The sequence below is a fragment of the Allobosea sp. GW823-FHT02B03 genome, assembly GCF_058797755.1.
The window spans coordinates 833,639-857,508 of the sequence record NZ_JBXAJY010000001.1; the positions used below are offsets into that span (position 1 = coordinate 833,639).

At 68.0% G+C, this 23,870-nt stretch carries 20 protein-coding genes; 4 read left to right on the plus strand and 16 right to left on the minus strand.

Annotated elements, in window-relative coordinates; genetic code table 11:
• Positions 1-98: 98 nt before the first annotated feature.
• Positions 99-6,659, minus strand: coding sequence for an apolipoprotein A-IV repeat region-like domain-containing protein (locus AC1REK_RS03870; protein WP_492267119.1), 6,561 nt, complete (start codon positions 6,657-6,659; stop codon positions 99-101).
• A gap of 268 nt (positions 6,660-6,927) precedes the next feature.
• Here AC1REK_RS03870 and AC1REK_RS03875 point away from each other — a divergent pair, with 268 nt between their 5' ends.
• Complete coding sequence (locus tag AC1REK_RS03875; RefSeq protein ID WP_327524577.1) at positions 6,928-7,266, plus strand: Hpt domain-containing protein; 339 nt, start codon at positions 6,928-6,930, stop codon at positions 7,264-7,266.
• Between the two features lie 172 nt (positions 7,267-7,438).
• Positions 7,439-7,759: a 2Fe-2S iron-sulfur cluster-binding protein gene (locus AC1REK_RS03880; protein ID WP_492267118.1), complete on the plus strand. Its 321-nt coding sequence runs from the start codon at positions 7,439-7,441 to the stop codon at positions 7,757-7,759.
• A 6-nt stretch (positions 7,760-7,765) separates the two neighbouring features.
• Here AC1REK_RS03880 and AC1REK_RS03885 read toward each other — a convergent pair whose 3' ends face one another.
• Complete coding sequence (locus AC1REK_RS03885; RefSeq protein ID WP_327524578.1) at positions 7,766-9,001, minus strand: MFS transporter; 1,236 nt, start codon at positions 8,999-9,001, stop codon at positions 7,766-7,768.
• 206 nt (positions 9,002-9,207) lie between these two features.
• On the opposite strand from AC1REK_RS03885, the gene AC1REK_RS03890 reads away from it, so the two are divergent.
• On the plus strand, positions 9,208-9,630 hold the full coding sequence (locus AC1REK_RS03890; RefSeq protein ID WP_316021237.1) for a universal stress protein: 423 nt from the start codon (positions 9,208-9,210) through the stop codon (positions 9,628-9,630).
• A 24-nt stretch (positions 9,631-9,654) separates the two neighbouring features.
• Here AC1REK_RS03890 and AC1REK_RS03895 read toward each other — a convergent pair whose 3' ends face one another.
• The 3 genes from AC1REK_RS03895 to AC1REK_RS03905 all read right to left on the minus strand — a co-directional run bounded on the left by AC1REK_RS03895 (position 9,655) and on the right by AC1REK_RS03905 (position 12,053).
• Complete coding sequence (locus AC1REK_RS03895; protein ID WP_492267117.1) at positions 9,655-10,257, minus strand: hypothetical protein; 603 nt, start codon at positions 10,255-10,257, stop codon at positions 9,655-9,657.
• An 84-nt stretch (positions 10,258-10,341) separates the two neighbouring features.
• Positions 10,342-11,517: a vWA domain-containing protein gene (locus AC1REK_RS03900; RefSeq protein ID WP_492267116.1), complete on the minus strand. Its 1,176-nt coding sequence runs from the start codon at positions 11,515-11,517 to the stop codon at positions 10,342-10,344.
• Between the two features lie 140 nt (positions 11,518-11,657).
• Positions 11,658-12,053 carry an HU family DNA-binding protein gene (locus AC1REK_RS03905; RefSeq protein ID WP_327524581.1) on the minus strand — a complete coding sequence of 132 codons (396 nt, stop codon included), beginning with the start codon at positions 12,051-12,053 and terminating at the stop codon, positions 11,658-11,660.
• A 166-nt stretch (positions 12,054-12,219) separates the two neighbouring features.
• Here AC1REK_RS03905 and AC1REK_RS03910 point away from each other — a divergent pair, with 166 nt between their 5' ends.
• On the plus strand, positions 12,220-13,464 hold the full coding sequence (locus AC1REK_RS03910; protein WP_492267115.1) for a flavin-dependent oxidoreductase: 1,245 nt from the start codon (positions 12,220-12,222) through the stop codon (positions 13,462-13,464).
• Between the two features lies 1 nt (position 13,465).
• On the opposite strand, the gene AC1REK_RS03915 is transcribed toward AC1REK_RS03910, so the two are convergent.
• From AC1REK_RS03915 to AC1REK_RS03965, 11 genes are all read right to left on the minus strand, one after another.
• The gene (locus AC1REK_RS03915; protein ID WP_492267114.1) at positions 13,466-14,446 is read right to left on the minus strand and encodes a glycerophosphodiester phosphodiesterase family protein; all 981 of its coding nucleotides are present in this window, start codon (positions 14,444-14,446) and stop codon (positions 13,466-13,468) included.
• Positions 14,447-14,500: 54 nt separating this feature from the next.
• Complete coding sequence (locus AC1REK_RS03920) at positions 14,501-14,875, minus strand: PilZ domain-containing protein (RefSeq protein ID WP_492267113.1); 375 nt, start codon at positions 14,873-14,875, stop codon at positions 14,501-14,503.
• A gap of 108 nt (positions 14,876-14,983) precedes the next feature.
• Positions 14,984-15,442 carry a cupin domain-containing protein gene (locus tag AC1REK_RS03925; protein ID WP_492267112.1) on the minus strand — a complete coding sequence of 153 codons (459 nt, stop codon included), beginning with the start codon at positions 15,440-15,442 and terminating at the stop codon, positions 14,984-14,986.
• Positions 15,442-16,308: an ethanolamine ammonia-lyase subunit EutC gene (gene eutC / locus AC1REK_RS03930; RefSeq protein ID WP_492267111.1), complete on the minus strand. Its 867-nt coding sequence runs from the start codon at positions 16,306-16,308 to the stop codon at positions 15,442-15,444. The genes AC1REK_RS03925 and eutC overlap by 1 nt, the downstream gene beginning before the upstream one ends.
• Entirely contained in the window at positions 16,305-17,693 is a 1,389-nt protein-coding gene (locus AC1REK_RS03935) for an ethanolamine ammonia-lyase subunit EutB (protein WP_492267110.1), read from the minus strand. Before AC1REK_RS03935 ends, eutC begins: the two co-directional genes overlap by 4 nt.
• 68 nt (positions 17,694-17,761) lie before the next feature.
• Complete coding sequence (locus AC1REK_RS03940) at positions 17,762-18,460, minus strand: ABC transporter ATP-binding protein (protein WP_492267109.1); 699 nt, start codon at positions 18,458-18,460, stop codon at positions 17,762-17,764.
• Between the two features lie 3 nt (positions 18,461-18,463).
• Positions 18,464-19,213: an ABC transporter ATP-binding protein gene (locus tag AC1REK_RS03945; RefSeq protein WP_492267108.1), complete on the minus strand. Its 750-nt coding sequence runs from the start codon at positions 19,211-19,213 to the stop codon at positions 18,464-18,466.
• Complete coding sequence (locus tag AC1REK_RS03950; protein WP_492267107.1) at positions 19,210-20,205, minus strand: branched-chain amino acid ABC transporter permease; 996 nt, start codon at positions 20,203-20,205, stop codon at positions 19,210-19,212. The genes AC1REK_RS03945 and AC1REK_RS03950 overlap by 4 nt, the downstream gene beginning before the upstream one ends.
• Positions 20,202-21,128 carry a branched-chain amino acid ABC transporter permease gene (locus tag AC1REK_RS03955; protein WP_327524589.1) on the minus strand — a complete coding sequence of 309 codons (927 nt, stop codon included), beginning with the start codon at positions 21,126-21,128 and terminating at the stop codon, positions 20,202-20,204. The genes AC1REK_RS03950 and AC1REK_RS03955 overlap by 4 nt, the downstream gene beginning before the upstream one ends.
• 196 nt (positions 21,129-21,324) lie before the next feature.
• Positions 21,325-22,494 carry an ABC transporter substrate-binding protein gene (locus AC1REK_RS03960; RefSeq protein WP_492267106.1) on the minus strand — a complete coding sequence of 390 codons (1,170 nt, stop codon included), beginning with the start codon at positions 22,492-22,494 and terminating at the stop codon, positions 21,325-21,327.
• 276 nt (positions 22,495-22,770) lie between these two features.
• Positions 22,771-23,847, minus strand: a complete 1,077-nt coding sequence (locus AC1REK_RS03965) for a BMP family ABC transporter substrate-binding protein (protein WP_452119119.1) — start codon at positions 23,845-23,847, stop codon at positions 22,771-22,773.
• Between the last annotated feature and the right edge of the window lie 23 nt (positions 23,848-23,870).

Here is a 23,870-nt window from a genome sequence, read left to right on the forward strand (position 1 = left end):
GGGACGGCGCCCGCGCGCTGCCTGCGCGAGCCGCTGGCAAGGAAAAGGCCGCCCTGACGGGCGGCCCTCGATCTTGTTGGTCCGGAAGGAGAGGGCGCTTATTCGAAGCGCCCGCTGGCATGGGCCAGCATGGTGTAGACCTTGCCGGTCTCCGAGGTCAGGTAGGTCTTGGCGACCATCGAGTCGCGGTCATCCTTGGCCGCCTCGCCGAGCAGGCGCTCGAACTCCTCGATATAGCGGTCGACAGTCTCCTTGAACTCGGCGTCGCGGCGGTATTTGCGCCGGATCTCGTCGAAGGTCTGCTGGCCCTGCAGTGTGTAGAGGCGGCGCGTGAAGACGTTGCGCTCGCCGCGCTTGTAGCGATCCCAGAGCTCGACGGCCGCGTCATGGTCGATCATCCGGGCGATGTCGACCGAGAGCGAGTCGAGCTTCTCGATGCTGTGGGCAGTCGGCTTCGAGGTTTCCGGCGCACGCTCGTCGCGCGAGGCCCGGTTGAGCAGGTCGGAGAGCCAGCCGGACTTGGCCGGAGCCGCCTCCGGCTGCCGGCGGGCCGCTTCCGCCCGCGCCGCGTCCTGACGGGCCGGCTCGGCCGCCGGGGCTCGTGCCGGCTCCTGCCGCGCCGGCTCCGGCGTCGGGTCGATCGAGGCGCGCAGCGGCTCCATCAGCGCCGGCATGCGCGGGCTCTGAACCGCGACCGGGGCAGGGGCCGCGGCGCTTGCCTGGAAGCCGGCCGAGCGGCGGCTACCATTCTCCGCCGCCGGGCGCGCGACATCGCTGCTGCGGCCCGAGCGGGTGACGATCTCGGTGAGCTCGTTGAGCGCCTTGATCTGGTCGGCGACGACACGGCGCATGGCCGCGGTCGATTCCTGCGTCTCGCGCGGCAGGTCGAGCACGCCGCGCTTCAGCTCGGAACGCGTCGCCTCCAGCTCCTGCTGGATCTCGGCCGACATGGTGCGCATGTCCTCCGCCGCGCTCTGGAAGCGCTCGGTGACCTTGGCGATCTCGGCGCCGACCTCGCTGACCACCTGCTCATAGGAGGAGCGCAGAGCCTGCGTGATCCGCTCGCGCTCGCGGCCGCTGGCGGCGCGGATCGTGTCGAACTGCGCGGCGATCGCGTTGGTCGTGGCCTCGGCGGACTCGCTGAGCACGCCGCCGATCTCGCGGGTGCGGCCTTCCGCGGCGCTGAGCGAAGCGTCCAGCGTCGACGAGAAGGAGCGGGTGATCTGCTCGATATCGTCGGTGCGGGTGGCGATCAGCCCGTGCAGATGCTCGAGCGCCTCCTTGCGGTCCGCGAGCGCATTGCCGACGCGGGCCTCGACCTGCTCGAGCCGCGCCGCGACCGAGTTCAGCGCCGCGGCATTGGTCTGCGTCGCCTCGGTCATCGAGGAGCCCTGCTCGTCGATCCGGGAGATCAGGGCCGTGGTCTCGCGCAGCGTGCCTTCCGAGAAGCTCTTCAGCGCCTCGATCTGGCTCGCCACCTGCATCGAGGCGCGGCCGGTTTCCTCGACCACGGTCGAGAGCACGTTCTGCAACTCCTCGACACGGCCCGACAGGCTGCCTTCGATCGCGACCAGGTTCTTGTTCGCCCCGGTGACGATCTGCTGCATCAGCTTGTTCGCCTCGCCGAGGCGACCGAGCATGCCGCCGAGTTCGCCGCGCAGCTGCTCATTGGTCTGAAGCAGGGCCTCGACCGACTGGCTGGTGCCGGTTTCGAGCGTCTCGCGCAGCTGGCTCGACGCCGTCTCGAGCGCGCCGGTGATGTCGGCGCCACGCTCGCGCAGCCCCTCGATGATCGAGGTGCCGCGGCTGGCGAGGCTCCGCACCACCGCTTCGCCGACATTCGCGACCTCGCCGGCGATCGCCTCGCCCTTCTGGCCGAGCGCTTCGATCATGCCGCCGCCGGTCTGGTCGAACAGCGCACGCAGTTCCGCAGTACGGGAGCCGAGCGCGGTCGCGAGCTCGCCGGACTTCATTTCTAGCGTCTGCGCGATCTGGGCACCGCGCTGGTCGAGCGTGGCGATCACGCCGCCACCCTTTTCGTCGAAGAGGGCGCGCAGTTCCTCGGTGCTGGCACCGAGCACGGCGGCGATCTCGTCCGACTTGCTCTGCAGGGTGTGGGCGATCATCGCGCCACGCTGACCGAGGGCGCTGACGGCGCTTCCGCCCTTCTCATCGAACAGGGCCAGCAGCTGCTCGTTGCTGGCGCCGAGCGCGGCGGCGATCTCGTCCGACTTGCTCTGCAGGGTCTGGGCGATCATCGCGCCACGCTGGCCGAGGGCGCTGATCACGCCATTGCCCTTCTCGTCGAACAGGACCCGCAGCTGCTCGCTGCTGGCGCCGAGCGCGGCAGCGATCTCGTCCGACTTGCTCTGCAAGGTGAGGGCGATCTGCGAGCCATGCTGGCCGAGCGCGTTGATCATGCCGCTGCCCTTGTCATCGAACAGGGCGCGCAGCTCCTCGGCGCGGGCGCCGAGCGTGAGCGAGATGGCCTCGGAGGTGCCCTGGAGCCGCTCGGCGATCTCGGTGCCGCGCGAGTCCAGCGTGCCGGAGACGCTGTCGAGCCGGTCGACGACGCGCTCCTCGAAGCGCGCGACGCTCTGGTCGAGCGTGTCGGCGATCTGCAGGGCCCGCCCGCCGAGCGTCGCATTGATGCTGTCGGCCTTGTCGGCGAGCGTGCGCGTCAGCGCCTCGCTCTTCGAGGTCACGACCTCGCCGATCTCGTCGGCCTTGGCCGCCAGCGCGCGGGTGACCTCGCGGCCGCCCTCGGCCATGACGCGCGCGATGTCGACGGTGCGCTCGACCAGCGCCTCGTTGAGAGCCGTGGCGCGCGAGCCGAGATTGCCGTCGATGCGGTCGATGAGCCCGTCGAGCGAGGTCGCGATCTCTGCGCTCTTGGCGCTGGACCGCTCCTCGAAGATGCGGATCTGGTTCTCCATCGCCGCGGCCGCTTCCTGCGTCCGCGTGCTCATGATCTCGGCCGCATGCTGCGAGCGCTCACCGATGCGTTCCGCCAGGGCCTGGCCTTCCTCGCCGAGCAGCTTCTCGACCTGGCCGAGGCGCAGCGTCACCGAGTCAGTGAAGGAGCGGGCATCGTTGGCGATCTTCGAGGCGAGCGTGCCGCCGCGGGTGACGACGATCTCCTCGAGCGCGCCGAGGCGGGCGCCGATCGAGGCCTCGATCTCGCGGCCCTGGACGTCGAAGAGGCGGGTGAAGGCGTCGTGGCGCCCGGCCAGCAACTCGTTGAGCGCCTGCGAGCGCACATCGACCGAGCGCATTAGCGACTCGGCGTTCGCGGCCAGGGCCTCGTTGACACGTCCGCCCTGTTGGGTCAGCGCGATCACCACGTCCTTGCCGGTCGCGGCAAGCAGGCTGCTCGCCTGGTCGGCCTGGGTGGTGAAGGTCTCGCGCAGCGCGATCGTCGCGTCGCTGACGCGGTCGGCGACATGGCGGCCATCGACGTTGATCGTCTCGGCGAGCTTGCGCGCGGCATCGCCGAGGCGCTCGGCCAGATGCTCGCTCTGCTCGCCGAGCAGGCCATGGACCTCGCGGCCGGTGGCGGTCAGGTCGGCGAGCAGCTTCTCGCGCTGCGAGCCGATCAGCCCGTGGACTTCCTGCCCGGTCGCCGAGAGGCCGGCGATGATGCTCTCGCGCTGGGTGCCGAGCGCGCCGGCGACCTCGTCGCCGGTCTGCGCCAGGCGCGCGATGAAGGCGGCCTGCTGGTCGTCGAACACGGCGCGAGCGCTGTCGCTAGCGGCATTGATGCGGGCTGCGATCGCCTCGCCCTGGTCGCCGAGGCGATCATGCAGGGACTGGCCGGCACTCGCGAGCTGGCTGATCAGCGCGCCGCTGCGCTCGGCGAGCAGGCCGTGCACCGAGCGGCCGACATCGGCGACGCGGGTGACGAGGGCCTGACTCTGGCCGGTCAGCAGCTCCTGCATGTCCTGGCCGGTGGCGATGACGCGGCCGCTCAGGGCCTCGCTCTCCGTGATCAGGAGGTTGCGCACGCCCGAGCCGGCCTCTGCCAGCTGCAGGATGAGGTTCTCGCGCTGCTCGCCGATCGCAGCCTGCACGTCGGCGCCGACCTCGGAGAGGCGCGCCACCAGGCTTTCGCCGCGCTCGCCGAGCGCGCTCTGGACCTCGCGGCCGACATCCGACAGGCGCGACACCAGTCCGCCGCCGCGCTCGTCGATCGCGGTCTCGACCTCGCGGGTGACGTCGGCGAGGCGGGTGACCAGGCCGTCGCCACGGGCGCCGATGGCGTTCTCGATGTCACGGGTGACGTCGGCGAGACGGGAGACGAGGCCGTCGCCGCGGGCGCCGATGGAGTTCTCGACGTCGCGGGTGACCTCGGCGAGGCGGGCGACCAGGCCTTCGCCACGCGCCCCGAGGGCGTTCTCGACCTCGCGCGAGGCGTCGGCGAGGCGGGCGACCAGCCCGTCGCCGCGGGCACCGATCGTGTCCTCGACCTCGCGGGCGACATTGGCGAGGCTGCTGACCAGCCCACCACCGCGCTGATCGATCGCCGCTTCGACGTCGCGGGTGACTTCGGCGAGGCGTGCGACGAGACCGTCGCCGCGGGCGCCGATCGTGTCCTCGACCTCGCGGGTGACATTGGCGAGGCTGCTGACCAGCCCGCCGCCGCGCTGATCGATCGCGGCCTCGACGTCGCGGGTGACTTCGGCGAGGCGGGCGACGAGACCGTCGCCACGGGCGCCGATCGCCTCCTCGACTTCGCGGGTGACGTTGGCGAGACGCGCGACGAGGCCGTCGCCACGCTCCCCGAGGGCTTCCTGCATGCCCTTGCCGACTTCGGACAGGCGCTCGATCAGCGTGTCGCCCTGGCTGCCGATGGCGCCGCGGACGTCATGGCCGATATCGGAGAGGCGGGTGACGAGGCTGCCGGCCTCTTCCGAGAACAGGCTGTGCACGGTGGCGCCGACTGCCGAAATGCGCGCGGTCAGCTCCTCGCCGCGTTCGCCGATCAGCGTGTTGAGACCCTTTCCGGCTTCGTCGAAGCGCAGGATGATCGAGTCGCTCTGCTCGCGCAGCAGGCCATCGACGGTCTGCACCGTCTCCGTGAGTCGCTCGACCAGCGTCTCGCCCTGTTTGCCGAGCAGGCTGTGGACGGTGTCGCCGGCCTCCTGGATGCGGGAGGCGACGAGCTCGTTCTGCTTGCTGAGGAGCACATGCACGCCGCGGCCGACCTCGGCCAGGCGGGTGGTGACGCTCTCGCCTTCGTCGGAGATGGTGGTGCGCAGCGTCTCGCCGGTCTCGGCGAGGCGTGCGCTGAGGTTGCTGCTCTGCTCGTCGATCAGCCCGACCAGGGTGCGGCCGCTCTGCTCGAAGCGCTCGGCCACGGTGGTGCCGCGCTGGGAGATCTCCTGCGCCAGCGTCTCGCCGGTGGTGCGCAGCGTCTCGTTGACCGTCTCGGCCCGGTTGGCGAGCGTCTCGGCGACCTGCGCGCCGGTTTCGCTGATCGCGCGGGTGACGTCGCGGGCGCCGGCGGTGAGGCCCTCGGTCAGCACCGCGCCGGTGCGCTCGAGCGAGCTCGCGATCTCCTGGACCCGGCTGTCGATCAGCCCGGTGACGCTGTGGCTGGCGCCGGTCAGGCGCTCGCCGACTTCGCTTGAGGTGACCTGCAGGCGCTCGACCAGCTCGTTGCCGCGGCCGCTGATCTCGTCGACCATGCGCTCGCCGGCACGGCCGAGCGCGAGGGTGATCTGGTCGCCCTTGTCGCTCAGGGTCACGGTGACGCGTTCGCCCGCCTGCGCGACCGCCTCGGCGATCGAGCGGCTGGCGGTTTCGAGATCCTTGCTGATGTTCTCATGGGCGCCGCTGATGGCGAACTTGACCCGCTCGGCATTGCCGACGACGGATTCGCGCTGGGTCACCAGCTCGTCGATGAGCGAGCGCAGCCGGATTTCGTTGTCGGCATAGGCGCGCTCCAGCGTCGCGATCTCGCCGCGCACGATGGTCTCGAGCTCGCCGGCCCGCGCCACGGCGCGTTCGATGCCGTCGCCCATGGCGGCGACCTCGCGGCGGATGGTCTGGCTGAGCGAGAGCACGGAATCGGTGGCGACGATCTCGGGCTCGGCGAGGCGCAGCGCGACCTCGGTCATCGCCCGCGAGACAAGGCGCATCTCCTGGGTGCGGCGATAGAGTGCCGCCAGGACGAAGAAGAACACGACGGGCGCACCGGCGCCGAGCGTGAGCAGGGCCCATTGTCCCGGGCCGAAGGCGGCGATGCCGGGCGGCAGGCCCTCGGCGAAGGAGCCGTAGCGGCTGACGAGCGTGAAGCCGACGCCGCCGAGCCAGGCGAGGGCGGCGAGGGCGGCGAACCAGTAGGGCTTGCCGGAGGGGCGGACGGAAAAGGCCTGGACCAGCGAGCTGGAGTCGCGGCGATCGTCATTGGCGACGCGGCTGGTGTCGGGAGCGATAGCGGGGCGCGGCGGCGGCGCGGGCTCGCCGGCCTCGGACTTGAGCGGCGCGGCCTCGACCCGCGGCAGTTCGACCTTGAGGTCGCCGCCGGCAGCGGAGGGCAGCTTCAGCTCCGGGCTGTCGGCGGTGTCGTCGCCCTTGGGCTGGTCCAGCCTCAGCGCTTCCTCGATCGCCGACATGGCGGCCTCGGTCGGATCCTGGAGCTTGTTCTGCCGGGTCATGAATGCCGCCTCGCTACGCTACTGGCGATGAGCGTGTCGTCACACGCCGCACGACGAAAACCGGCCGCCTCAAGCCGATATCCCGCAAGCGACACGACGCCCATCGTTTACTGTCTCGAAGCGTAGTTGAGGCAAGCACTGAATGAAACCAGTTTCCCTCGCCGATTCACAAACGTCGTTAACGCCTCATTCACCATGATGGCGCTTCCTAAGGGGTCACGAGACCGCGCCCGGCACGCGGTCTCGGACCTGAAAGTCGAGTACCACAATGAGCAAGACAGCCATCGACCTTGAGCATCTCGCCCGCCAGACGGGCGGCGATATCGCGCTGGAGCGCGAACTGCTCGTCCTCTTCTCCCAGCAATGCGCCCGCCACCTGCGCACCATCCACGGCAGCGCCGACGATAATGCCAGGCGCGACGCCGCCCACACCCTGAAGGGGGCAGCCCGTGCGATCGGCGCCTGGCAGGTAGCCGATGCGGCCGATCTGATCGAGCAGCAGCTGGCCGCGCCGGGTTCGCATCCGCAGGAGGCGAGCATGGACGCGCTGACGCTGGCGGCGGCGGAGGCCCGTGCGGCGATTGCGCGCTTCGACTGCGCAGCCTGAAATCGCCGTTTCGCGCGCTTTCGAAATCCTCTAGAGACGATCTGGTCCGGGGCCTACCGCGGACACCAATCCCTCTCGCGGGCGACTGGCGTGGCACGGCTCCTAGGCCGGGCCCGGAGCCGCCCGGACATGCAAGCCGCGAAGCCGCCAGGACGGCGCGCCGGAGTTCGACATGCCGAAGATCACGTTCATCGATGCCCAGGGGACGAGCCGCACGGTCGAGGGCGAGACCGGCTCGACGGTGATGGAGGTCGCGGTCCGCAACGGCGTGCCCGGCATCGAGGCGGAATGCGGCGGCGCCTGCGCCTGCGCCACCTGCCATGTCTATGTCGACGATGCCTGGCTCGAAGCGACCGGCCAGGCCGAGCCCATGGAGGAGGACATGCTCGACTTCGCCTTCGACGTCCGCCCGGGCTCGCGCCTGTCCTGCCAGATCCGCGTCCGCGACGAGTTCGACGGCTTGATCGTCCGTACGCCCGCCCGGCAGGGCTGAGGACGCCTACTCTGCCGCTGCGGGGGCAGGGACAGACAGCGTCGTCTCGTGGCCGGCGACCGGATGGCGTGGCACGAGCAGCGAAAGCCCGAGCGAGGCGGTCGCGACGCCGGCGCCGATATAGAACACCAGTGCCGGATCGCGCAGCCAGATCAGCCCGAAGGTGATCGGCAGGAACACGGCCGCGATGTGGTTGATCGTGAAGGCGACCGCCGAGGTCGGGGCGATGTCGGCGGGGTCTGCGATCTTCTGGAAATAGGTCCGCTGGGCAAGGACGAGCGTGAAGCAGACGCCGTCGATGACGAAGAAGGCGCCCGCGAACAGGGCGCCCCAGTTGCCGAAGACGCCGTGGCTCGCCAGCGCGTAGCCGATGAAGACCACGATCAGCGAGATGTTTTCGAGCTGGATGGTGGCGCGTTCGCCGATCCGTCCGACCAAGGCGCCCAGCAGCGGGCCGGCGAACATGTTGATGCCGTAGGTCGCCAGCAGCAGCGTCGCCGTCGCCGCGACGTCGTAGCCGAAGCGCTCGACCAGCAGGAAGCCGCCGAAGGCCATGAAAATCTGGCGTCGCGCCCCCGACGCGAAGGTCAGTGCGTAATAGAGCCAGTAGCGCTTGCGCAGCACGAAGCCCTTGTTCTGCGGTACCGCGCCCTGGAAACGCGGGAACAGCGCGATCGCGACGACGGTCAGCGCAATGGTGACGAGACCGGCGCCGAGGAAGACGGTGGCATAGCTCGGCTGCAGGGTCCGCCAGATCAACGCGATCGAGCCGAAGGCCAGCAATTGCGCGACCGCCGAGGCGCCGGCGATCCGGCCGAGCAGGCGCGGCGCCTCCGATTTGGGCAGCAGCTGCAATTGCAGGGATTGCTGGGCCGTTTCGTAATAGTGGAAGCCGATCGACATGATCGTCGTCGTCAGCAGCAGCCCGCCGAGGCTCGGATAGAAGCCGGTGAGCGCGACGCCGAGGCCCAGCGTCAGCAGGCTGAGATAGGCCAGCACCTGCTCGCGCATGATCCAGAACAGGATAATCGCGGTGAAGGCCAGGAAACCGGGAATTTCGCGCACCGATTGCAGGATGCCGATATCCTGCCCGGTGAATCCTGCCGCCTCCTTGGCGAAATTGTTCAGCAGCGCGCTCCAGCTCGCGTAGCCGAACCAGTTGACGAAGGCGAGCACCATCAGGAAGCTGGTCGGAGAGGCGATGAGCCCGGTCAGCCGGCGAGGGGGGGAGGCTTCGGACATCGACACATCCGGACAGGAGAAAGCCGCGTCGGGGCGACCGAGCCCGCGATGGGGCGGCCTCCGCCGGACTGTTAAACCCATGCGGTTCCGCGTCAAATTCCGCGGCATCATGACGACCATGCGTGCGCCCGGTTGATCGAGCGCAACGACCGGGAACGCGCCCGGCGCCAGAATTCAGTCCAGTCGAGCACAGCGAGGAGAATGCGATGTACAAATCGATTCTGGTTCCGGTCGATCTCGCCGAAGCGGATTTGGCGGCCCCCGCAATCGCGGCGGCGGAATCCTTCGCGACAGCCTCGGACGGTACGGTGCGCTTGGTCTATGTCCGCTCGCTGGTGCCGATCACCTACATGGAGTTCGTCCCGGCCGATTTCGACGCTGGTCAGCAGAACGAGGCCGAGCAGCAGCTCGCCGAGATCGCGGCCAAGGTGAAGCTGCCGAGCGACCGCGTTTCAGCCAAGGTGCTGGTCGGCTCGGTCCATGGCGAAGTGCTGGCGGAGGCCGATGCCAGCGGCGCCGATCTGATCGTGATCGGCTCGCACGAGCCCGGCATGCTCGCCTATGTCATCGGCTCGAACGCCTCGACCATCGTCAGGCGAGCCAAGTGCTCGGTGCTGGTGGTGCGGTAGGGGCGTCGCCTGAAGCCGGCCGGCTCAGCCCGGTCGGCTCTGCCCTCCGGGCACGAGCTCGTCCGGCACCTCGCCGCATGACAATTCGCATGGGCGATTGAGCCTCACCATCGGCCAGACCTGCCAGAACGAGGCTGCGCCGAGGATGATGCCAAGCCAGCCGGCTGTGGTCGCGCCCTGCTGGAAGGCGCGCAGGGTGAACCAGGTCAGCATCACCAGCGAAAGCCCGCCGACCACCGTCAATGCCAGCCAGAGCGGGAAAGGCTTGCCGCCGACGAAGCGAGCCTTCGGGTTCGCCCGCGCGATCGCGGCCGACAGCGCCGTGACGAAGGCGTGGTAGCGCGCATCGTCGCGGTCGATATCGGTCAGCGAACGCCAGGACAGATTGCCGAAGGTGATGCGCTTGCCGTCGGTGAGCTGCAACTGCGTGCGATAGCTCTTCGCGGTGACATTGCTCGGTGCATAGAGGAAGCGCACCTGCTCGACTGCCGAGAGCCGGACGCGGTCGACCTTGCGCGTGCTGTCGATCTCGAGCGTGTCGCCATCGAGCCGATAGGCGATCTCGAAGCCGATCGGCTTGGGGCGCTGGCGCCAGGAGGGTTTGGGGGCGTCGTCTTCGGCTTGCATGGCGCGAAGCTCTAGCCGCCATTGGCTGTGGGGGTAAAGCAGAGCTTTTCGAATTGCGCTGCGGTTCTGTCCGATTCGCTTCGGCTACCGCGTCAGCGCCTTCATCGCGCCGTCGAGCCCGTCCAGCGTCAGCGGGAACATCCGTCCGCCCATCAGCCCGCCGATCTGGCGGATCGACTGGGTGTAGCTCCACAGATGCTGCTGCACCGGATTGAGCCAGACCGATTTCTGGAAACGCTCGGTCAGCCGCCGCATCCAGACCTCGCCCGGCTCTTCGTTCCAGTGCTCGACCGAGCCGCCCGGCATCGCGATCTCGTAGGGGCTCATCGAGGCGTCGCCGACGAAGACCAGCCGATAATCGGGCGGATAGGTGCGCAGGATGTCGAAGGTCGGGATCACCTGGTCGTGCCGGCGCCGGTTCTCACGCCACACCCGCTCGTAAGGGCAGTTGTGGAAGTAGAAATGCTCGAAATGCTTGAACTCGGCCCGTGCTGCCGAAAACAGCTCCTCGGCGAGCTCGATATGCCAGTCCATCGAGCCACCGACATCGAGGAAGAGCAGAACCTTCACGGCATTGTGCCGCTCGGGCCGGAGCTTGACGTCGAGATAGCCGTGCTTGGCTGTCTCGGAAATCGTCTCGTCGAGATCGAGTTCCTCGGCGGCGCCGGTGCGGGCGAATTTGCGCAGGCGGCGCAGCGCGATCCGCAGGTTGCGGACACCGAGCTCGCGGGTGTCGTCGAAATCCTTGAACTCGCGCTTGTCCCAGACCTTCACCGCCCGGAAGTTACGGTTCTTGTCCTGGCCGATGCGCACGCCCTCGGGATTGTAGCCATAGGCGCCATAGGGGGAGGTGCCGGCGGTGCCGATCCACTTGGAGCCGCCCTGATGGCGGCCCTTCTGCTCGGCGAGGCGCTGCTTCAGCGTTTCGAGCAACTTGTCCCAGCCGAGAGCCTCGAGCTGGGCCTTCTCCTCCTCGGTCAGGAATTTCTCGGCGAGCTTGCGCAGCCATTCCTCGGGAATGCCGGCCTGCTCGAAGGCCTCGCCCAGCGTCTCCATGCCCTTGAACACCTGGGCGAAGACCCGGTCGAACCGGTCGAGATGGCGCTCGTCCTTGACGAGGCAGGTGCGGGCGAGATGGTAAAACTCGTCGACGCGATGCTCGGCGAGGTCGGCCTCGACCCCCTCGAGCAAGGCAAGGTACTCCCGCAGCGTGACGGGCACCTTGGCGGCGCGCAGATCGGTGAAGAGGCGTAGGAACATCGCGCTACTGTGGGCAGCGCGGCGGCGCGGTCAAGGCCGAGCCGATTGTGGTCGTGGCATTCAGTGTGCCTCAGGCGGCTCATGGCGAAAGGACGCGTCGCGCCTTTCGCCATGAGCCAGCCATCGGCTAGCACATGGTCTCAGGCGACGGCGTCGGCCAGATCCTTGGTGACCTTGAACTTCACGACGGTCTTGGCGGGAACCTTGATCGTCGCGCCGGTCGACGGGTTGCGGGCCTCGCGGGCCTCGCGCTTGGCCGCTGCCAGCTTGCCGATGCCGCCGAGGGTGACGTCGCCACCGGACTTCAGGGTCTTGGCGACGACGCCGGCGAGCGAGCCCAGGATGGCCGAGACGTCGGCTTTGGTCTTGCCGGTCTCGTCGGCGATGGCGGCGATCAGTTCGTTCTTGGTCATACAACCCTCCTGGAAGAGCAATGATGAGAGTAGCCTCGCTCCGGCGCCGCTTTTGAAGGCCGGAGCGTCGCGGCGAATCGGTGCGCTGTCGCGCGCGAACCCACCGTGTTGCATGGCTGCCATCCAAAAACGACAGCATTGGGCCTAGATACGCACAGAATACGGCATCGTTCCGCGGAAAAATGCGCTTTTCCGGTCCTGCCCGAGTGCGAGGGACGAGGAGGAAGGGCGATTGACAAGCTTCGCGCTGATATTTCAAGTTTGAAATAATAATGGGGAACGAGCGCGCATGAAGGTCATCATCGTAGGCGGCGGCATTGGCGGCCTCAGCTTGGCGCTCATGCTGCACGCACGTGGCATCGCGGCGACGGTCTACGAGCAGTCCACCGAGATCCGGGAGGTCGGCGTCGGCATCAATACGCTGCCGCACGCCATTCGCGAGCTTGCAGAGCTCGCTCTGCTGCCGGCGCTCGACGCCGTGGCGATCCGCACCCGCGAGCTGGTCTACATGAATCGCTTCGGCCAGGCGGTCTGGCGCGAGCTGCGTGGCCTGCATGCCGGCGCGCCGGTCCCGCAATTCTCGATCCATCGCGGCCGGCTCCAGGGCGTGATCAGGGACGCGGTGGTCGAGCGGCTTGGACCCGATGCACTCCGCTGCGGCCGTCGCCTGCAGGGCTTCTCGCAGGACGAGGGCGGCGTCACCGCGCATTTCACGGATTCCCGCCGCGGCGAGGGCGGGGAGACGGCGCGGGCGGATCTGATGATCGCGGCCGACGGTATCCATTCGACCGTGCGGGCCCATTACTTTCCAGATCAGGGCGCGCCACGCTGGAACGGCGTGCAGATGTGGCGCGGCGCCTGCGATTGGCCCGCCTTCCTCGACGGCGAGAGCATGATCATCGCCGGCGGCATGGCCGGCAAGCTCGTGCTCTATCCGATAGCGGAGGGGAGCAAGCCGGGAACGCGACTGACGAACTGGGTGGTCAACATCCGCACCGGCGACCCGGCCAAGCCGCCGCCGAAGGAGGCCTGGTCGAAGCCCGGCCGGCTCGAGGACGTCCTGCCCTTCGCCCGCCGCTTCACGATACCGGGGGTCGACATCCTCGCTCTGATCCAGGCGACGCCGGGCTTCTGGGACTATCCGATGTGCGACCGCGATCCGCTGCCGCGCTGGACCCATGGCCGCGTCACCCTGCTCGGCGATGCCGCCCATCCGATGTACCCGGTCGGCTCGAACGGCGCCTCGCAGGCGATCCTCGATGCACGCTGCCTTGCCGACCAACTGGTCCGGGCCGAGCATCCGCGCCAGGCGCTCGCCGCCTATGAGGCGCAGCGCCTGCCGGCGACCGCCGAGATCGTCGCGATGAACCGGGCCGGTGGTCCGGAGCGCGTCATCGATGCCGTCGAGGAACTGGCACCGAACGGCTTCGACGATGTCGAGCGCGTACTGTCCTACGCCAAGCGCGAGATGATCGTGAAGACCTATGCCGGCAAGGCCGGCTTCGCCAAGGAGCAGCTCGCGCGGCGGTCCTGATCTACGGCGTAGCAGCCTTCACGAGCGGGGCGATCCGGTCGATCCGGTTCGTCCAGATCCCCGGGAGCGGCCGGCCGAGCCGGGCGAGATCCTCGGCCCGGTCGATGCCGGTCGAGACTTCGCCACCGACCAGCGGGCCGGCGACGATGACCTCGCTGCCGACCGCGCGCATGCGTGCCGTGAAGCGCTCCGGCCAGCCCCAGAGCCATTTGGTGTAGTTCGAGGGGATGAGGAGCAGTTGCTTCGCGCACTCGTCCGGCGTGATGCCGGCCCAGCCCATGGCGAGATAGCGGATGAGGCAGCGCTTCTCGGCCTGCGCTGACATGCTGACGAGCGAGGGCAGGGCTTCGCGCAAGGCGGCGACCGGCGGCTCGCCGCCATAGACCATCAGCCGGGCGAGCCGTTCCGGGGGAAGCTGCGAAAGCCGCTGCGCGAGGCTGCGCCCTTCCTGCGCGTCGCGGCTCTTGACGTTGATCAGCAGACGCTGGTTCGGCAACCGGTCGAGCACCTCGTCGAGCGAGGGCATCAGTCCGATGCCCTGGCCACGAAAGGGAAAGCTCTTGCCGCCATCGGCGGTGTAACCGTGGCCGATGTCGAGCGCTTTCAGCTCGGCCATCGTCTTGTCGCGCGTCGTGCCTGCGCCATTGGTGCGGCACTCCAACGTCCAGTCGTGAAACACCGCGAACTGCCCGTCCCGAGTCGGGTGGACATCGATCTCGACGATGTCGGCACCCGCGGCGAAGGCCGCCTCCATCGAGGCGATGGTGTTCTCGATGTAGCGATGCTCGGGCGGATCGATCCGCGTCGCGGTGCAGGTCGCGGCGTCGATACCTTCCGCCGAATAGGTCTGGGCGAGGCCGCGATGGGCGAGCAGTACCGGCCGCTCGGTCAGCTTCGGCACCAGCAAGGAGCTGTTCTGGAAGGCGGCGAGCCCGGCAATCAGACCGAGTGCCAAAAGCACGTATAGCGCGAATCGTTTCATTGCTTCCTCCTTCGCGCGATGTCGGGGAGGAAGCAGGCGGAATTTCGGCTGGATTCAGCCGGCTTCGGTCAGTTGGGCGATCCGCGCCTTCAGCACGGCATTCTCCTGCTCGAGCAGCTTCAGCCGGCGCAGAAGATCGAGCTGGACAGGCTCGCCGTCTTGCCTGGCGGGCCTGGTGAATTCGACGCCCTGGTGCGCGCCGTCTCGCCAGCGCGCCCGTGCCATCCGGCTCTCGCGCTTCAGCGGGAAATAGAGCTCGAACATTTCGGGCGTGGCGACCGCGTCGGAGAGGACGAGCAGCGCTCCTTGCTCGGACAGGTTCCTGACCGTGCAGTCCAGCGTCGACTGGCGCTGGTTGAAGATGATCTGGGCACCGATCAAGGTGCGGTTGCGGACGTGCTGGCGGCGTTCGGTGGTAGGAACAGGCATCGGCCGGGCCTTCCTGTGGGAGGCCCGCACCATGCACCAAAACCTGCTTTCGGCGTGGTTTACCTATGGTTAACCCTAACGCCGGCCATGCGAGTTCGCGCTTCCGGCTCAGCCGGCATCCGGGGGAGGCGGCAGGAAGTCGATCTCGTAGCGCGCCGCGAGCGCCACCACTTCCGCCGGGTTCTGTTCCTTCATCGAGTGGATCGCCCAGAACAGATCGTAGAGGCGGCCGGTCGGCGCGACCCAGAACAGGCACTTCACCGGCGTGTTGCTCTTGTTGAACAGCCCGTGCGGGACATTGCGCGGCAGGCGGATCAGGTCGCCCGGCAGCGCATGCGATTCCTGGCCGTCGAGCACGAGATCGAGCCGGCCCTCCAGCATGTAGATGAACTCGTCCTGGGTCGGGTGGATGTGCGGCGGCACGAAGGTGCCGGGCGGGAAGATGGCGTGCCAGGAGAAGCTGTCTTCGCTCAGGGTCTTGGGCACATAGGTCTGGCCCAGAATGTTCCAGGTGATCGCGTCGATGCCCTCATTGGCGCGGGTCACGCCGGCGGTCAGCGGCTTCATCATAGGTCTCCTTCTCCAGTGAATGCGTCGGAAGTGCGTTGCGGTTCCGGGCTCGCGACCGCGCCGGAAAGCGAAGGGTCGCCTGAGATCGCTCGCTTGCCGGCAACGCTCGTCGCGAGAGCGAGATCGCTCTCGTCCTTGAGGCCGATTCCGGTCAGCGAACGGCGAAAAGCCTCGGCGATCAGCCAGGAGAGTTTGAAGGCCGCATGCTCATAGGCGAGGCCCCCCGGGCGGATGTTGGAGATGCAGTTGCGGTTGGCGTCGGTCAGGCCCGGTTGCGGCGCGAAGGTCAGATAGGCGCCGAGCGAATCCGGCGAGGACAGGCCGGGGCGTTCGCCGATCAGCATCGCCACCGCACGCGCGCCGAGCGCCGCGCCAATCTCGTCGCCGAGAGCAACCCGCGCCTCGCGCCCGACGACGAGCGGGGCGAGCCGCAAGCCCTGCCGCGCCAGCAACGGCAACAGCGCCGCGACGAACGGGACGACATTCTGGTGAATCGCGGTCGAGGAGAGACCATCGGCCGCGACGATCGCCAGGTCGAAGTCGCCGTGCTTTGCCGTCAGTGCTTGGCAGCTTCCGGGCGAGAGCCTTCGCCCGAGATCGGGCCGACGCAGATACTCCTCGCGTGAGCCCGCCGCACTCTCGACCTGAATCACTTCCGGGCCGAGCGCAGCAAGCCGGCCGACCACGTCGTCGGCGTGAAATGGCGCATGCACTGCGTCGCGGGCCTGGGCATGGGCCATGCCGAAGCGGAGCACCTCCCGTGTCGGCAGGGAGGCGCCGGAACGGCCGAGCGCGACACGCGCCGGGGTGAGCGTCGCCAGATCGGCGAACTGCCGCGCTCCGGGATTCTGCCTCTCGCTCATGCTGCCCTGCCGGGCACCGCTGCCAGAAGGGCCTGCACGCCTTGTCCCGCGCTCAGGCGACCGGCTGCATCGGTGATGTTCATGCGCTGCAGCCAGGCCTCGAATTCGGGCGCGCGCTTCAGGCCGAGAACCTCGCGGATATAGAGTTGGTCGTGGAAGGAGGTGGACTGGTAGTTCAGCATCACATCGTCGGCGCCGGGCACGCCCATGATGAAATTGATGCCGGCCGTGCCCAGCAGGGTCAGCAGCGTGTCCATGTCGTCCTGATCGGCCTCGGCATGATTGGTGTAGCAGATGTCGCAGCCCATCGGCACGCCGAGCAGCTTGCCGCAGAAATGGTCTTCCAGCCCCGCCCGGATGATCTGCTTGCCGTCATAGAGATATTCCGGCCCGATGAAGCCGACGACGGTGTTGACCAATAGCGGCTCGTAAGCCCGGCAGACCGCATAGGCGCGCGCTTCCAGCGTCTGCTGGTCGACGCCGTGATGGGCGTTGGCCGAAAGCGCCGCGCCCTGGCCGGTTTCGAAATACATGACGTTGTCGCCGACCGTGCCACGCTTCTGCGAGCGGCCCGCCGCCATCCCTTCCTGCAGAAGAGAGAGATCGATGCCGAAGGAGGCATTGGCAGCCTGCGTACCCGCGACGGACTGGAAGACGAGGTCGACCGGTGCCCCTTGCCCGATCAAGGCGATCGAACTGGTGACGTGGGTCAGCACGCAGCCTTGTGTCGGTATCTCGAAGCGCGCGATCAGTTCGTCGAGCAGGCGCAGCAGCTCTCCGATGCAGCCCAGGCTGTCGGAGGCCGGGTTGATGCCGATGACCGCATCGCCGCAGCCATAGCTCAGCCCGTCTATGGTCGAGGCGAGGATGCCGGCGGCATCGTCTGTCGGGTGGTTGGGCTGGAGGCGCACTGCGAGCCGGCCCGGCAGGCCGAGCGTGTTGCGGAAACGTGTGACGACCCGGCATTTGCGCGCGACCAGGATCAGGTCCTGGTTGCGCATCAGCTTCGACACCGCCGCCGCCATCTCCGGCGTGATGCCCGGGGCGAGCCGCGCCAGCACCTCCGTCGTCGCGATATCGGAGCAGAGCCAGTCGCGGAACTCGCCGACCGTGAGCGCGGCGACCGGTGCGAAGGCGGCCGCGTCATGCGTGTCGAGGATGAGGCGCGTGACCTCGTCCTCTTCGTAGGGGATCAGCGCTTCATGCAGGAAGGTCCGCAGCGGCAAATCCGCGAGCGCGATCCGGGCCGCCATCATCTCCTGCATGTTGCCGGCGGCGAGCCCCGCCAGCTGGTCGCCCGAGCGCAGCGGCGTCGCCTTCCCCATCAGCTCGCGGAGGTCGGCGAAGACATGGCGCGTTCCGCCGACTGCGACGCGATACCCCATTTGCCTGTCTCCCTCCCCAGCTCACGCCAGAGCATGGCCCGGTCATCGAGTTAGAGGCGGATCCGTCTCTACAGATTCAGGAAGCGGTCCTTGACCGCGCCGTCGCTGCGCAACTCCTCGCTCGTGCCGCGCCAGACGACGCGGCCCTTTTCCAGCACGATATGCCGATCGGCGATCTTCGCCAGCGCATCGACATTCTTGTCGATCACCAGGATCGACTCGCCCTCGGCCTTCAGCGCCGCAAGGCAGGCCCAGATTTCCTGGCGGATGATCGGTGCGAGCCCCTCGGTCGCCTCGTCGAGGATGACGAGCTTGGGATTGGTCATCAGCGCCCGGCCGATCGCGAGCATCTGCTGTTCGCCGCCGGAAAGCTGGTTGCCGCGGTTGGCGCGGCGTTCCCTGAGCCGGGGCAGGAAAGCGTAGATCCGCTCCAGCGTCCAGCGCGGCCGGCCGAAGCGGCTGGCTGCCGTCGCGATCAGATTCTCCTCGACCGAGAGCGTCGGGAAAATCTGGCGGCCTTCGGGTACAAGGCCGATGCCGGCCTGCGCAAGGCGGAAGGGTGGGCTGCCGGTGAGGTCGACCCCGCCGAAGCTGACCCGCCCCGCCTTCGGGCGGAGCAGCCCCATGATCGAGCGGATCGTCGTGGTCTTGCCCATGCCGTTGCGGCCAAGCAGGGTCACGACCTCGCCGGCACCGACCGAAAGGTCGACGCCGAACAGGATCTGCGCCTCGCCATAGCCGGCATCGAGGTTCTCGACCGTCAGCACGGCTCAGCCCTCCTCGCCGAGATAGGCTTCGCGCACCCCGGCATCGGCCCTGACCGAGACCGGATCGCCTGAGGCGATGACCCGCCCATAGACCAGCACGCTGACCTTGTCTGCGAGCGCAAAGACCGCCGCCATGTCGTGCTCGACGAGCAGCATGGCGTAGCGGCCCTTCAGGCTGGACAAAAGCTCGATCAGCCGCTCGCCTTCCTCGCGGCCGACGCCGGCCAAGGGTTCGTCGAGCAGGATCGCCGCCGGCTCCAGGGCGAGCGCCATGGCGAGCTCGAGCGCCCGCTTCTCGCCATGCGAGAGCCGGCCGGCGGGAACGTCTGCCCGGTCGGCGAGGCCCACGGCTTCGAGCGCGGCCAGGGCAGGGCGGTTCAGCGCCGCATCGTTCGCCGCGTTGCGGAAGAGGGAGAGCGGGTGCGCCGCCTTGGCCTGCACGCCGAGCGCAACGTTCTCCAGCACCGAAAGCGAGGCGATGGTCGAGGTGATCTGGAAGGTGCGGGCGAGGCCGCGCCGCGCCCGCTTCTCCGGCGTCAGCGCCGTGATGTCCTCGCCGCGAAAGCGGATCGCGCCGCTGTCGGGCTTGAGCATGCCGGAGATCTGGTGGACGAGCGTGGTCTTGCCGGCGCCGTTGGGGCCGATCAACGCGTGCAGTTCGCCGGGGGCGAGGCTCAGGCTGACATCGTCGGTCACCTTGAGGGCACCGAAGGATTTGCGCAAGGAATCGAGGGCGAGGACCGGTTCAGTCATGCGTCGCGGCCACCGCCGGCCCGGCGCAGCATGCCGACGATGCCGCCACGGGTAAACAGCACGAAGAGCACGATCAGCGGCCCGAAGATCACGCGCCAATGCTCGGTCAGATGCGAGAGGGCGTCCTCTGCGATGAGATAGGCGATGGCGCCGATGATCGCGCCATGCAGCGAGCCGACGCCGCCGAGGACGGTCATGAAGATCAGCTCGCCCGAGCGCTGCCAGGACATGAACGCCGGGCTGACGAAATCGGTGTGGTTGGCGAGGAAGAAGCCGGCGATTCCGGCGATCATGCCGCTGATCACATAGGCGACGAGGCGTATGCGAGTGACGTCGAAGCCGGTGACCGAAACCCGCACCGGATTCTCGCGTGAAGCACGCAGGATGCGCCCGAACCGCGAGGCGACGAGGATGCGGACCAGCACATAGCAGCCGGCCAGCGCCGCGAGCACGCAGTAGAAGAAGCCCGTGCGGGTCGAGAAGAGGTCGAGGCCGGCGATCGTGCTCTTCTCGTAGAGCGTCAGCCCGTCATCGCCGCCATAGGCGGAGAGTGCCTGCGCCAGGAAATAGACCATCTGGCCGAAGGCGAGGGTGATCATGATGAAGGTGACGCCGCGGGTGCGCAGGCAGATCGCGCCGGTGACCGCTGCGAACAGTGCGCAGATGCCGAGCAGCACCGGCAGGATCACCAGCGCCTCGGCCTGTCCCTCGGTGATCATGATGCCGGTGACATAGGCGCCGATCCCGAGAAAGGCAGCGTGGCCGAACGAAACGAGTCCGCCGACGCCGAGGATGAGGTCGAGCGAGAGCGCCGCGATCGCGAAGATCATCGCCCGTGTCAGCAAGGCGAGCCAGCCGGCCGGCATGCCGAGGCTGACGGCGAGCGGCGCCAGCGCCAGCAGGCAAAAGAGCAGGACCGGGAGCAGCAGCCGGCCGCGCTTCCGCGGAGCCGGGGCGGCGATCGTCTCGGCCAGCGCCGGAGCCGCGCTCATGTGCGGCCCCGCGATGGCAGGAGCCCCTCAGGTCGCAGGAACAGCACCACCGCCATCAGGAGGTAGATCAGCATCGAGGAGAGGGCGGCGCCGGTAGCCCGGGCCGAGGGCGCGCTCATGAACAGGCGCAGCAGGTCGTTCATGAAGGAGCGGCCGAGCGTATCGACGAGGCCGACGATCAGTGCCGCGACGAAGGCGCCGCGGATCGAGCCGATGCCGCCGATGACGATGACGACGAAGGCCAGGATCAGCACGGTGTCGCCCATGCCGGGCTCGACCGAGAGGATCGGCGCGGCCATCGCCCCGGCGAAACCGGCCAGCATGGTTCCGAAGGCGAAGACGATCATGAACAGCTTGCGGATGTCGACGCCGAGCGCCGAGACCATCGGCGCATTCGAGGCGCCGGCGCGCAGCAGCATGCCGGTGCGGGTGCGGTCGACGACGAACCAGAGCAAGAGGCCGACCGCGAGGCCCGCCCCGATCAGGGCGAAGCGGTAGGTCGGGTAGAGGATGCCGTCGATCAGCGCGACATTGCCGGAGAGGAATTCGGGTACCGGCACGGAGAGCGGCGCTGCGCCCCAGATGATCTTGACGCCCTGGTTGAGCAGCAGGATCAGCCCGAAGGTCGCCAGCACCTGATCGAGATGGTCTCGTTCGTAGAGATGCCGGAAGACGAGGAACTCGAGCGCGAGCCCGAAGACCAGCGCCGCCGCGAGCGCCAGCACCAGCCCGAGCACGAAGGAGCCGGTCAGCGAGACGAACGTCACCGCAAGATAGGCGCCGAGCATGTACTGCACGCCATGCGCCAGGTTGATGAAGTCCATCACGCCGAAGACCAGCGTCAGCCCGGCCGCCACCAGGAACAGCAGAATGCCGAACTGCAGCCCGTTCAGGATCTGGACAAGGAGGAGGCCGGTGGTCATCGTTCGTTCGCGATCGGCTGTCGGAAAAGGCGCGGGGAACCCTCTCCTGTAAGGAGAGGGCAGGGTGAGGTGTGGGTCGCCGGACCAGCGCCGCGAGCGTTGACCGCGCGGTCAGGTTCAGGCCAACGATGTTGCTACGAACACCTCACCCCTACCCCTCTCCTTTCAGGAGAGGGGTTCCCGAGGTTCAGCCGCCCTATTTCAGCGCGCAATCCTTCGCGTGCGGATCGGCATAGTCCGAGAACACCTTCTGGGCGATCTCGGTCTGGAACTTGCCGTCCGGTCGCTTGGCGACCTTGACCAGATAGAAGTCCTGGATCGGGTAGCCATTGGTGTTGAACTTGAAATTGCCGCGCAGAGAGGTGAAGTCGGCCTTCTTGAGCGCGGCGCGCAGCTTGTCCTTGTCGCCGGTGCCGCCGGCCGCCTTCACGGCGGAGTCGATCAGCTGCGCGGCGTCGAAAGCCTGTTGGGCGTAGGAGCCGGGCACGATCTTGTAGGCCGCCTCATAGGCCGTAACGAACTTCTTCGTCTGCGGATTGTCCATGTTCGGCGCCCAGGTCATGCCGCCGAACATGCCGACGGCGGCGTCCTGCTGCGCCGGCAGGGTCGACTCGTCGACCGTGAAGGCCGAGAGGAACGGCACCTTGCCGGTGAGGCCGGCCTGCGACCACTGCTTGACGAAGTTGACGCCGAGGCCGCCGGGCAGGAAGGCGAAGACCACGTCCGGCTTGGCCGAGGCGATCTTGGCGAGCTCGGCCGAGAAGTCGAGCGAGGTCAGCGGGACATAGACCTCGTCGATGACCTCGCCCTTGAAGTAGCGCTTGAAGCCGGCCAGCGAGTCCTTACCCGCCTGATAGTTCGGCGCGATGATGTAGGCCTTCTTGTAGTTCTGGTCCTGCGCGTACTTGCCGAGCACCTCGTGGACCTGGTCGTTCTGGTACGAGGTCACGAAGAAGTTCTGGTGGCAGGCCTTGCCGGCCATGGTCGAGGGACCGGCATTCGGGCTGATCAGGATGGCGCCGGAATCCAGGACCGGCTTGGCGATCGCGCCGAGGATGTTCGAGAACACCGGGCCGACCACGAAGTCGACCTTGCCGCCTTCCACGAAGCTGCGGACCTTGCTGACCGCGACATCGGGCTTCAGCTCGTCGTCGATGATGGTGATCTGCACCGGCACGCCGCCGAGCTTGCCGCCGTTCTGGTCGACCGCGAGCTGGAAGCCGTCGCGAACCTGCTGGCCGAGCGCCGCCGCAGGCCCGGTCAGCACGCTGACCACGCCGATCTTCAAGGGTTCCTGCGCCTGGGCGCTCGAAAGCCCGAGCGCGAGCATGCCGGCGCTGAGCGACAATGCGAACTTGAGATTCATGTCTGATGTCCTCCCGGGACGTGCCAGATACGGCCGCCGGCGGGGTTCCCCATCCCCGTCCAGGCGGCGTCGGCAGTCATATTGTTTCAAGCTTAAAATATCTGCAAGGGGGTTCCGGCGGGTAATTTTCGTTCGTGGCGGGAGAGCGTCATTCTCGGGCGGAGCGGAGCGCAGGCCCGGGAATCTCGCAATGAGCAGGCGCTGTGCGGCGCCTGCTCCGGCAGAAGATGCTCGGGGCGCGCCCGAGCATGACGCCTCCATGAGCGGGCGAGCGCCTTAGGCCTGCACGCCGTCGACGTACCAGTCCATCTTCGACAGCATCTCGTCGCTGGCGGTCTCGCCGGCCTTCAGGCGCAGCGTGCCCTTCTGGTCCTTGAGCTCGCCGGTGAAGGGGTGGAGCGTGCCGGCGATGATGCCCTTCTGGACCTCGTCGGCCGCGGCCCGGGCCGCCGGCGTCATCGCCGCGTTGTAGGGCGCCATCTTGACCATGCCTTCCTTGAGGCCGTGCCAGACGTCGCCGGTCTTCCAGGTCCCGTCCATGACCTCCTTGACGCGCTTGATGTAGTAGCCCGACCAGTCGTCGACGATCGCGGTGAGGTGCGCCTTCGGCGCGAAGGCGCTCATGTCGGAAGCCTGGCCGAAGGCGAAGACGCCGCGCTGTTCGGCTGCCTGCAGCGGAGCGGCGGAATCGGTGTGCTGGGTGATCATGTCGGCGCCCTGGTCGATCAGCGCCTTGGCGGCGTCGGCTTCCTTGGCCGGGTCGTACCAGGTCGAGGCCCAGATCACCTTGGTCTTGAAGTTCGGATTCACCTTCCTGGCGGCGAGGTGGAAGGCGTTGATGCCCATCACCACTTCCGGGATCGGGAAGGAGGCGACATAGCCGGCCTGGCCTGACTTCGACATGTGCCCAGCAATGGTGCCGAGGACCGCGCGGCCCTCGTAGAAGCGGGCATTGTAGGTCGCGACGTTCTCGGCGCGCATATAGCCGGTGGCGTGCTCGAACTTGATCTTCGGGAACTGCTTGGCGACCTGGATGGTCGGGTTCATGAAGCCGAACGAGGTGGCGAAGATGATCTGGTTGCCGGCCTGGGCGAGCTGGCGGATGGCGCGCGCCGCGTCCGGCCCCTCGGCCACGTTCTCGATGAAGCTGGTCTTGATCTTGGCGCCGTACTCCTTTTCGAGCGCCAGTCGGCCCTGGTCATGGGTCCAGGTGTAGCCGTGGTCGCCGATCGGGCCGACATAGACGAAGCCGACGCCGAGCGGCGCCTGCGCCTGGGCTCCGCCGATGAGCGGCAGCGCCGAGGTCGCGGCGGCGCCGGCCAGAAGCGTCCTGCGGGTGATGATGGTCGACATTGTCTGCTCCCCGTTGTCGGATG

Coding starts and splice junctions, on each gene's coding strand:
- AC1REK_RS03915 (WP_492267114.1), bottom strand. CDS start 14,446: ATGAAACGATTCGCGCTATACGTGCTTTTGGCACTCGGTCTGATTGCC.
- eutC (WP_492267111.1), bottom strand. CDS start 16,308: ATGAGCGAGAGGCAGAATCCCGGAGCGCGGCAGTTCGCCGATCTGGCG.
- AC1REK_RS03875 (WP_327524577.1), top strand. CDS start 6,928: ATGAGCAAGACAGCCATCGACCTTGAGCATCTCGCCCGCCAGACGGGC.
- AC1REK_RS03960 (WP_492267106.1), bottom strand. CDS start 22,494: ATGAATCTCAAGTTCGCATTGTCGCTCAGCGCCGGCATGCTCGCGCTC.
- AC1REK_RS03900 (WP_492267116.1), bottom strand. CDS start 11,517: ATGTTCCTACGCCTCTTCACCGATCTGCGCGCCGCCAAGGTGCCCGTC.
- AC1REK_RS03870 (WP_492267119.1), bottom strand. CDS start 6,659: ATGACCCGGCAGAACAAGCTCCAGGATCCGACCGAGGCCGCCATGTCG.
- AC1REK_RS03880 (WP_492267118.1), top strand. CDS start 7,439: ATGCCGAAGATCACGTTCATCGATGCCCAGGGGACGAGCCGCACGGTC.
- AC1REK_RS03945 (WP_492267108.1), bottom strand. CDS start 19,213: ATGACTGAACCGGTCCTCGCCCTCGATTCCTTGCGCAAATCCTTCGGT.
- AC1REK_RS03925 (WP_492267112.1), bottom strand. CDS start 15,442: ATGAAGCCGCTGACCGCCGGCGTGACCCGCGCCAATGAGGGCATCGAC.
- AC1REK_RS03890 (WP_316021237.1), top strand. CDS start 9,208: ATGTACAAATCGATTCTGGTTCCGGTCGATCTCGCCGAAGCGGATTTG.
- AC1REK_RS03955 (WP_327524589.1), bottom strand. CDS start 21,128: ATGACCACCGGCCTCCTCCTTGTCCAGATCCTGAACGGGCTGCAGTTC.
- AC1REK_RS03950 (WP_492267107.1), bottom strand. CDS start 20,205: ATGAGCGCGGCTCCGGCGCTGGCCGAGACGATCGCCGCCCCGGCTCCG.
- AC1REK_RS03910 (WP_492267115.1), top strand. CDS start 12,220: ATGAAGGTCATCATCGTAGGCGGCGGCATTGGCGGCCTCAGCTTGGCG.
- AC1REK_RS03885 (WP_327524578.1), bottom strand. CDS start 9,001: ATGTCCGAAGCCTCCCCCCCTCGCCGGCTGACCGGGCTCATCGCCTCT.
- AC1REK_RS03895 (WP_492267117.1), bottom strand. CDS start 10,257: ATGCAAGCCGAAGACGACGCCCCCAAACCCTCCTGGCGCCAGCGCCCC.
- AC1REK_RS03965 (WP_452119119.1), bottom strand. CDS start 23,847: ATGTCGACCATCATCACCCGCAGGACGCTTCTGGCCGGCGCCGCCGCG.
- AC1REK_RS03905 (WP_327524581.1), bottom strand. CDS start 12,053: ATGGCAGCCATGCAACACGGTGGGTTCGCGCGCGACAGCGCACCGATT.
- AC1REK_RS03920 (WP_492267113.1), bottom strand. CDS start 14,875: ATGCCTGTTCCTACCACCGAACGCCGCCAGCACGTCCGCAACCGCACC.
- AC1REK_RS03935 (WP_492267110.1), bottom strand. CDS start 17,693: ATGGGGTATCGCGTCGCAGTCGGCGGAACGCGCCATGTCTTCGCCGAC.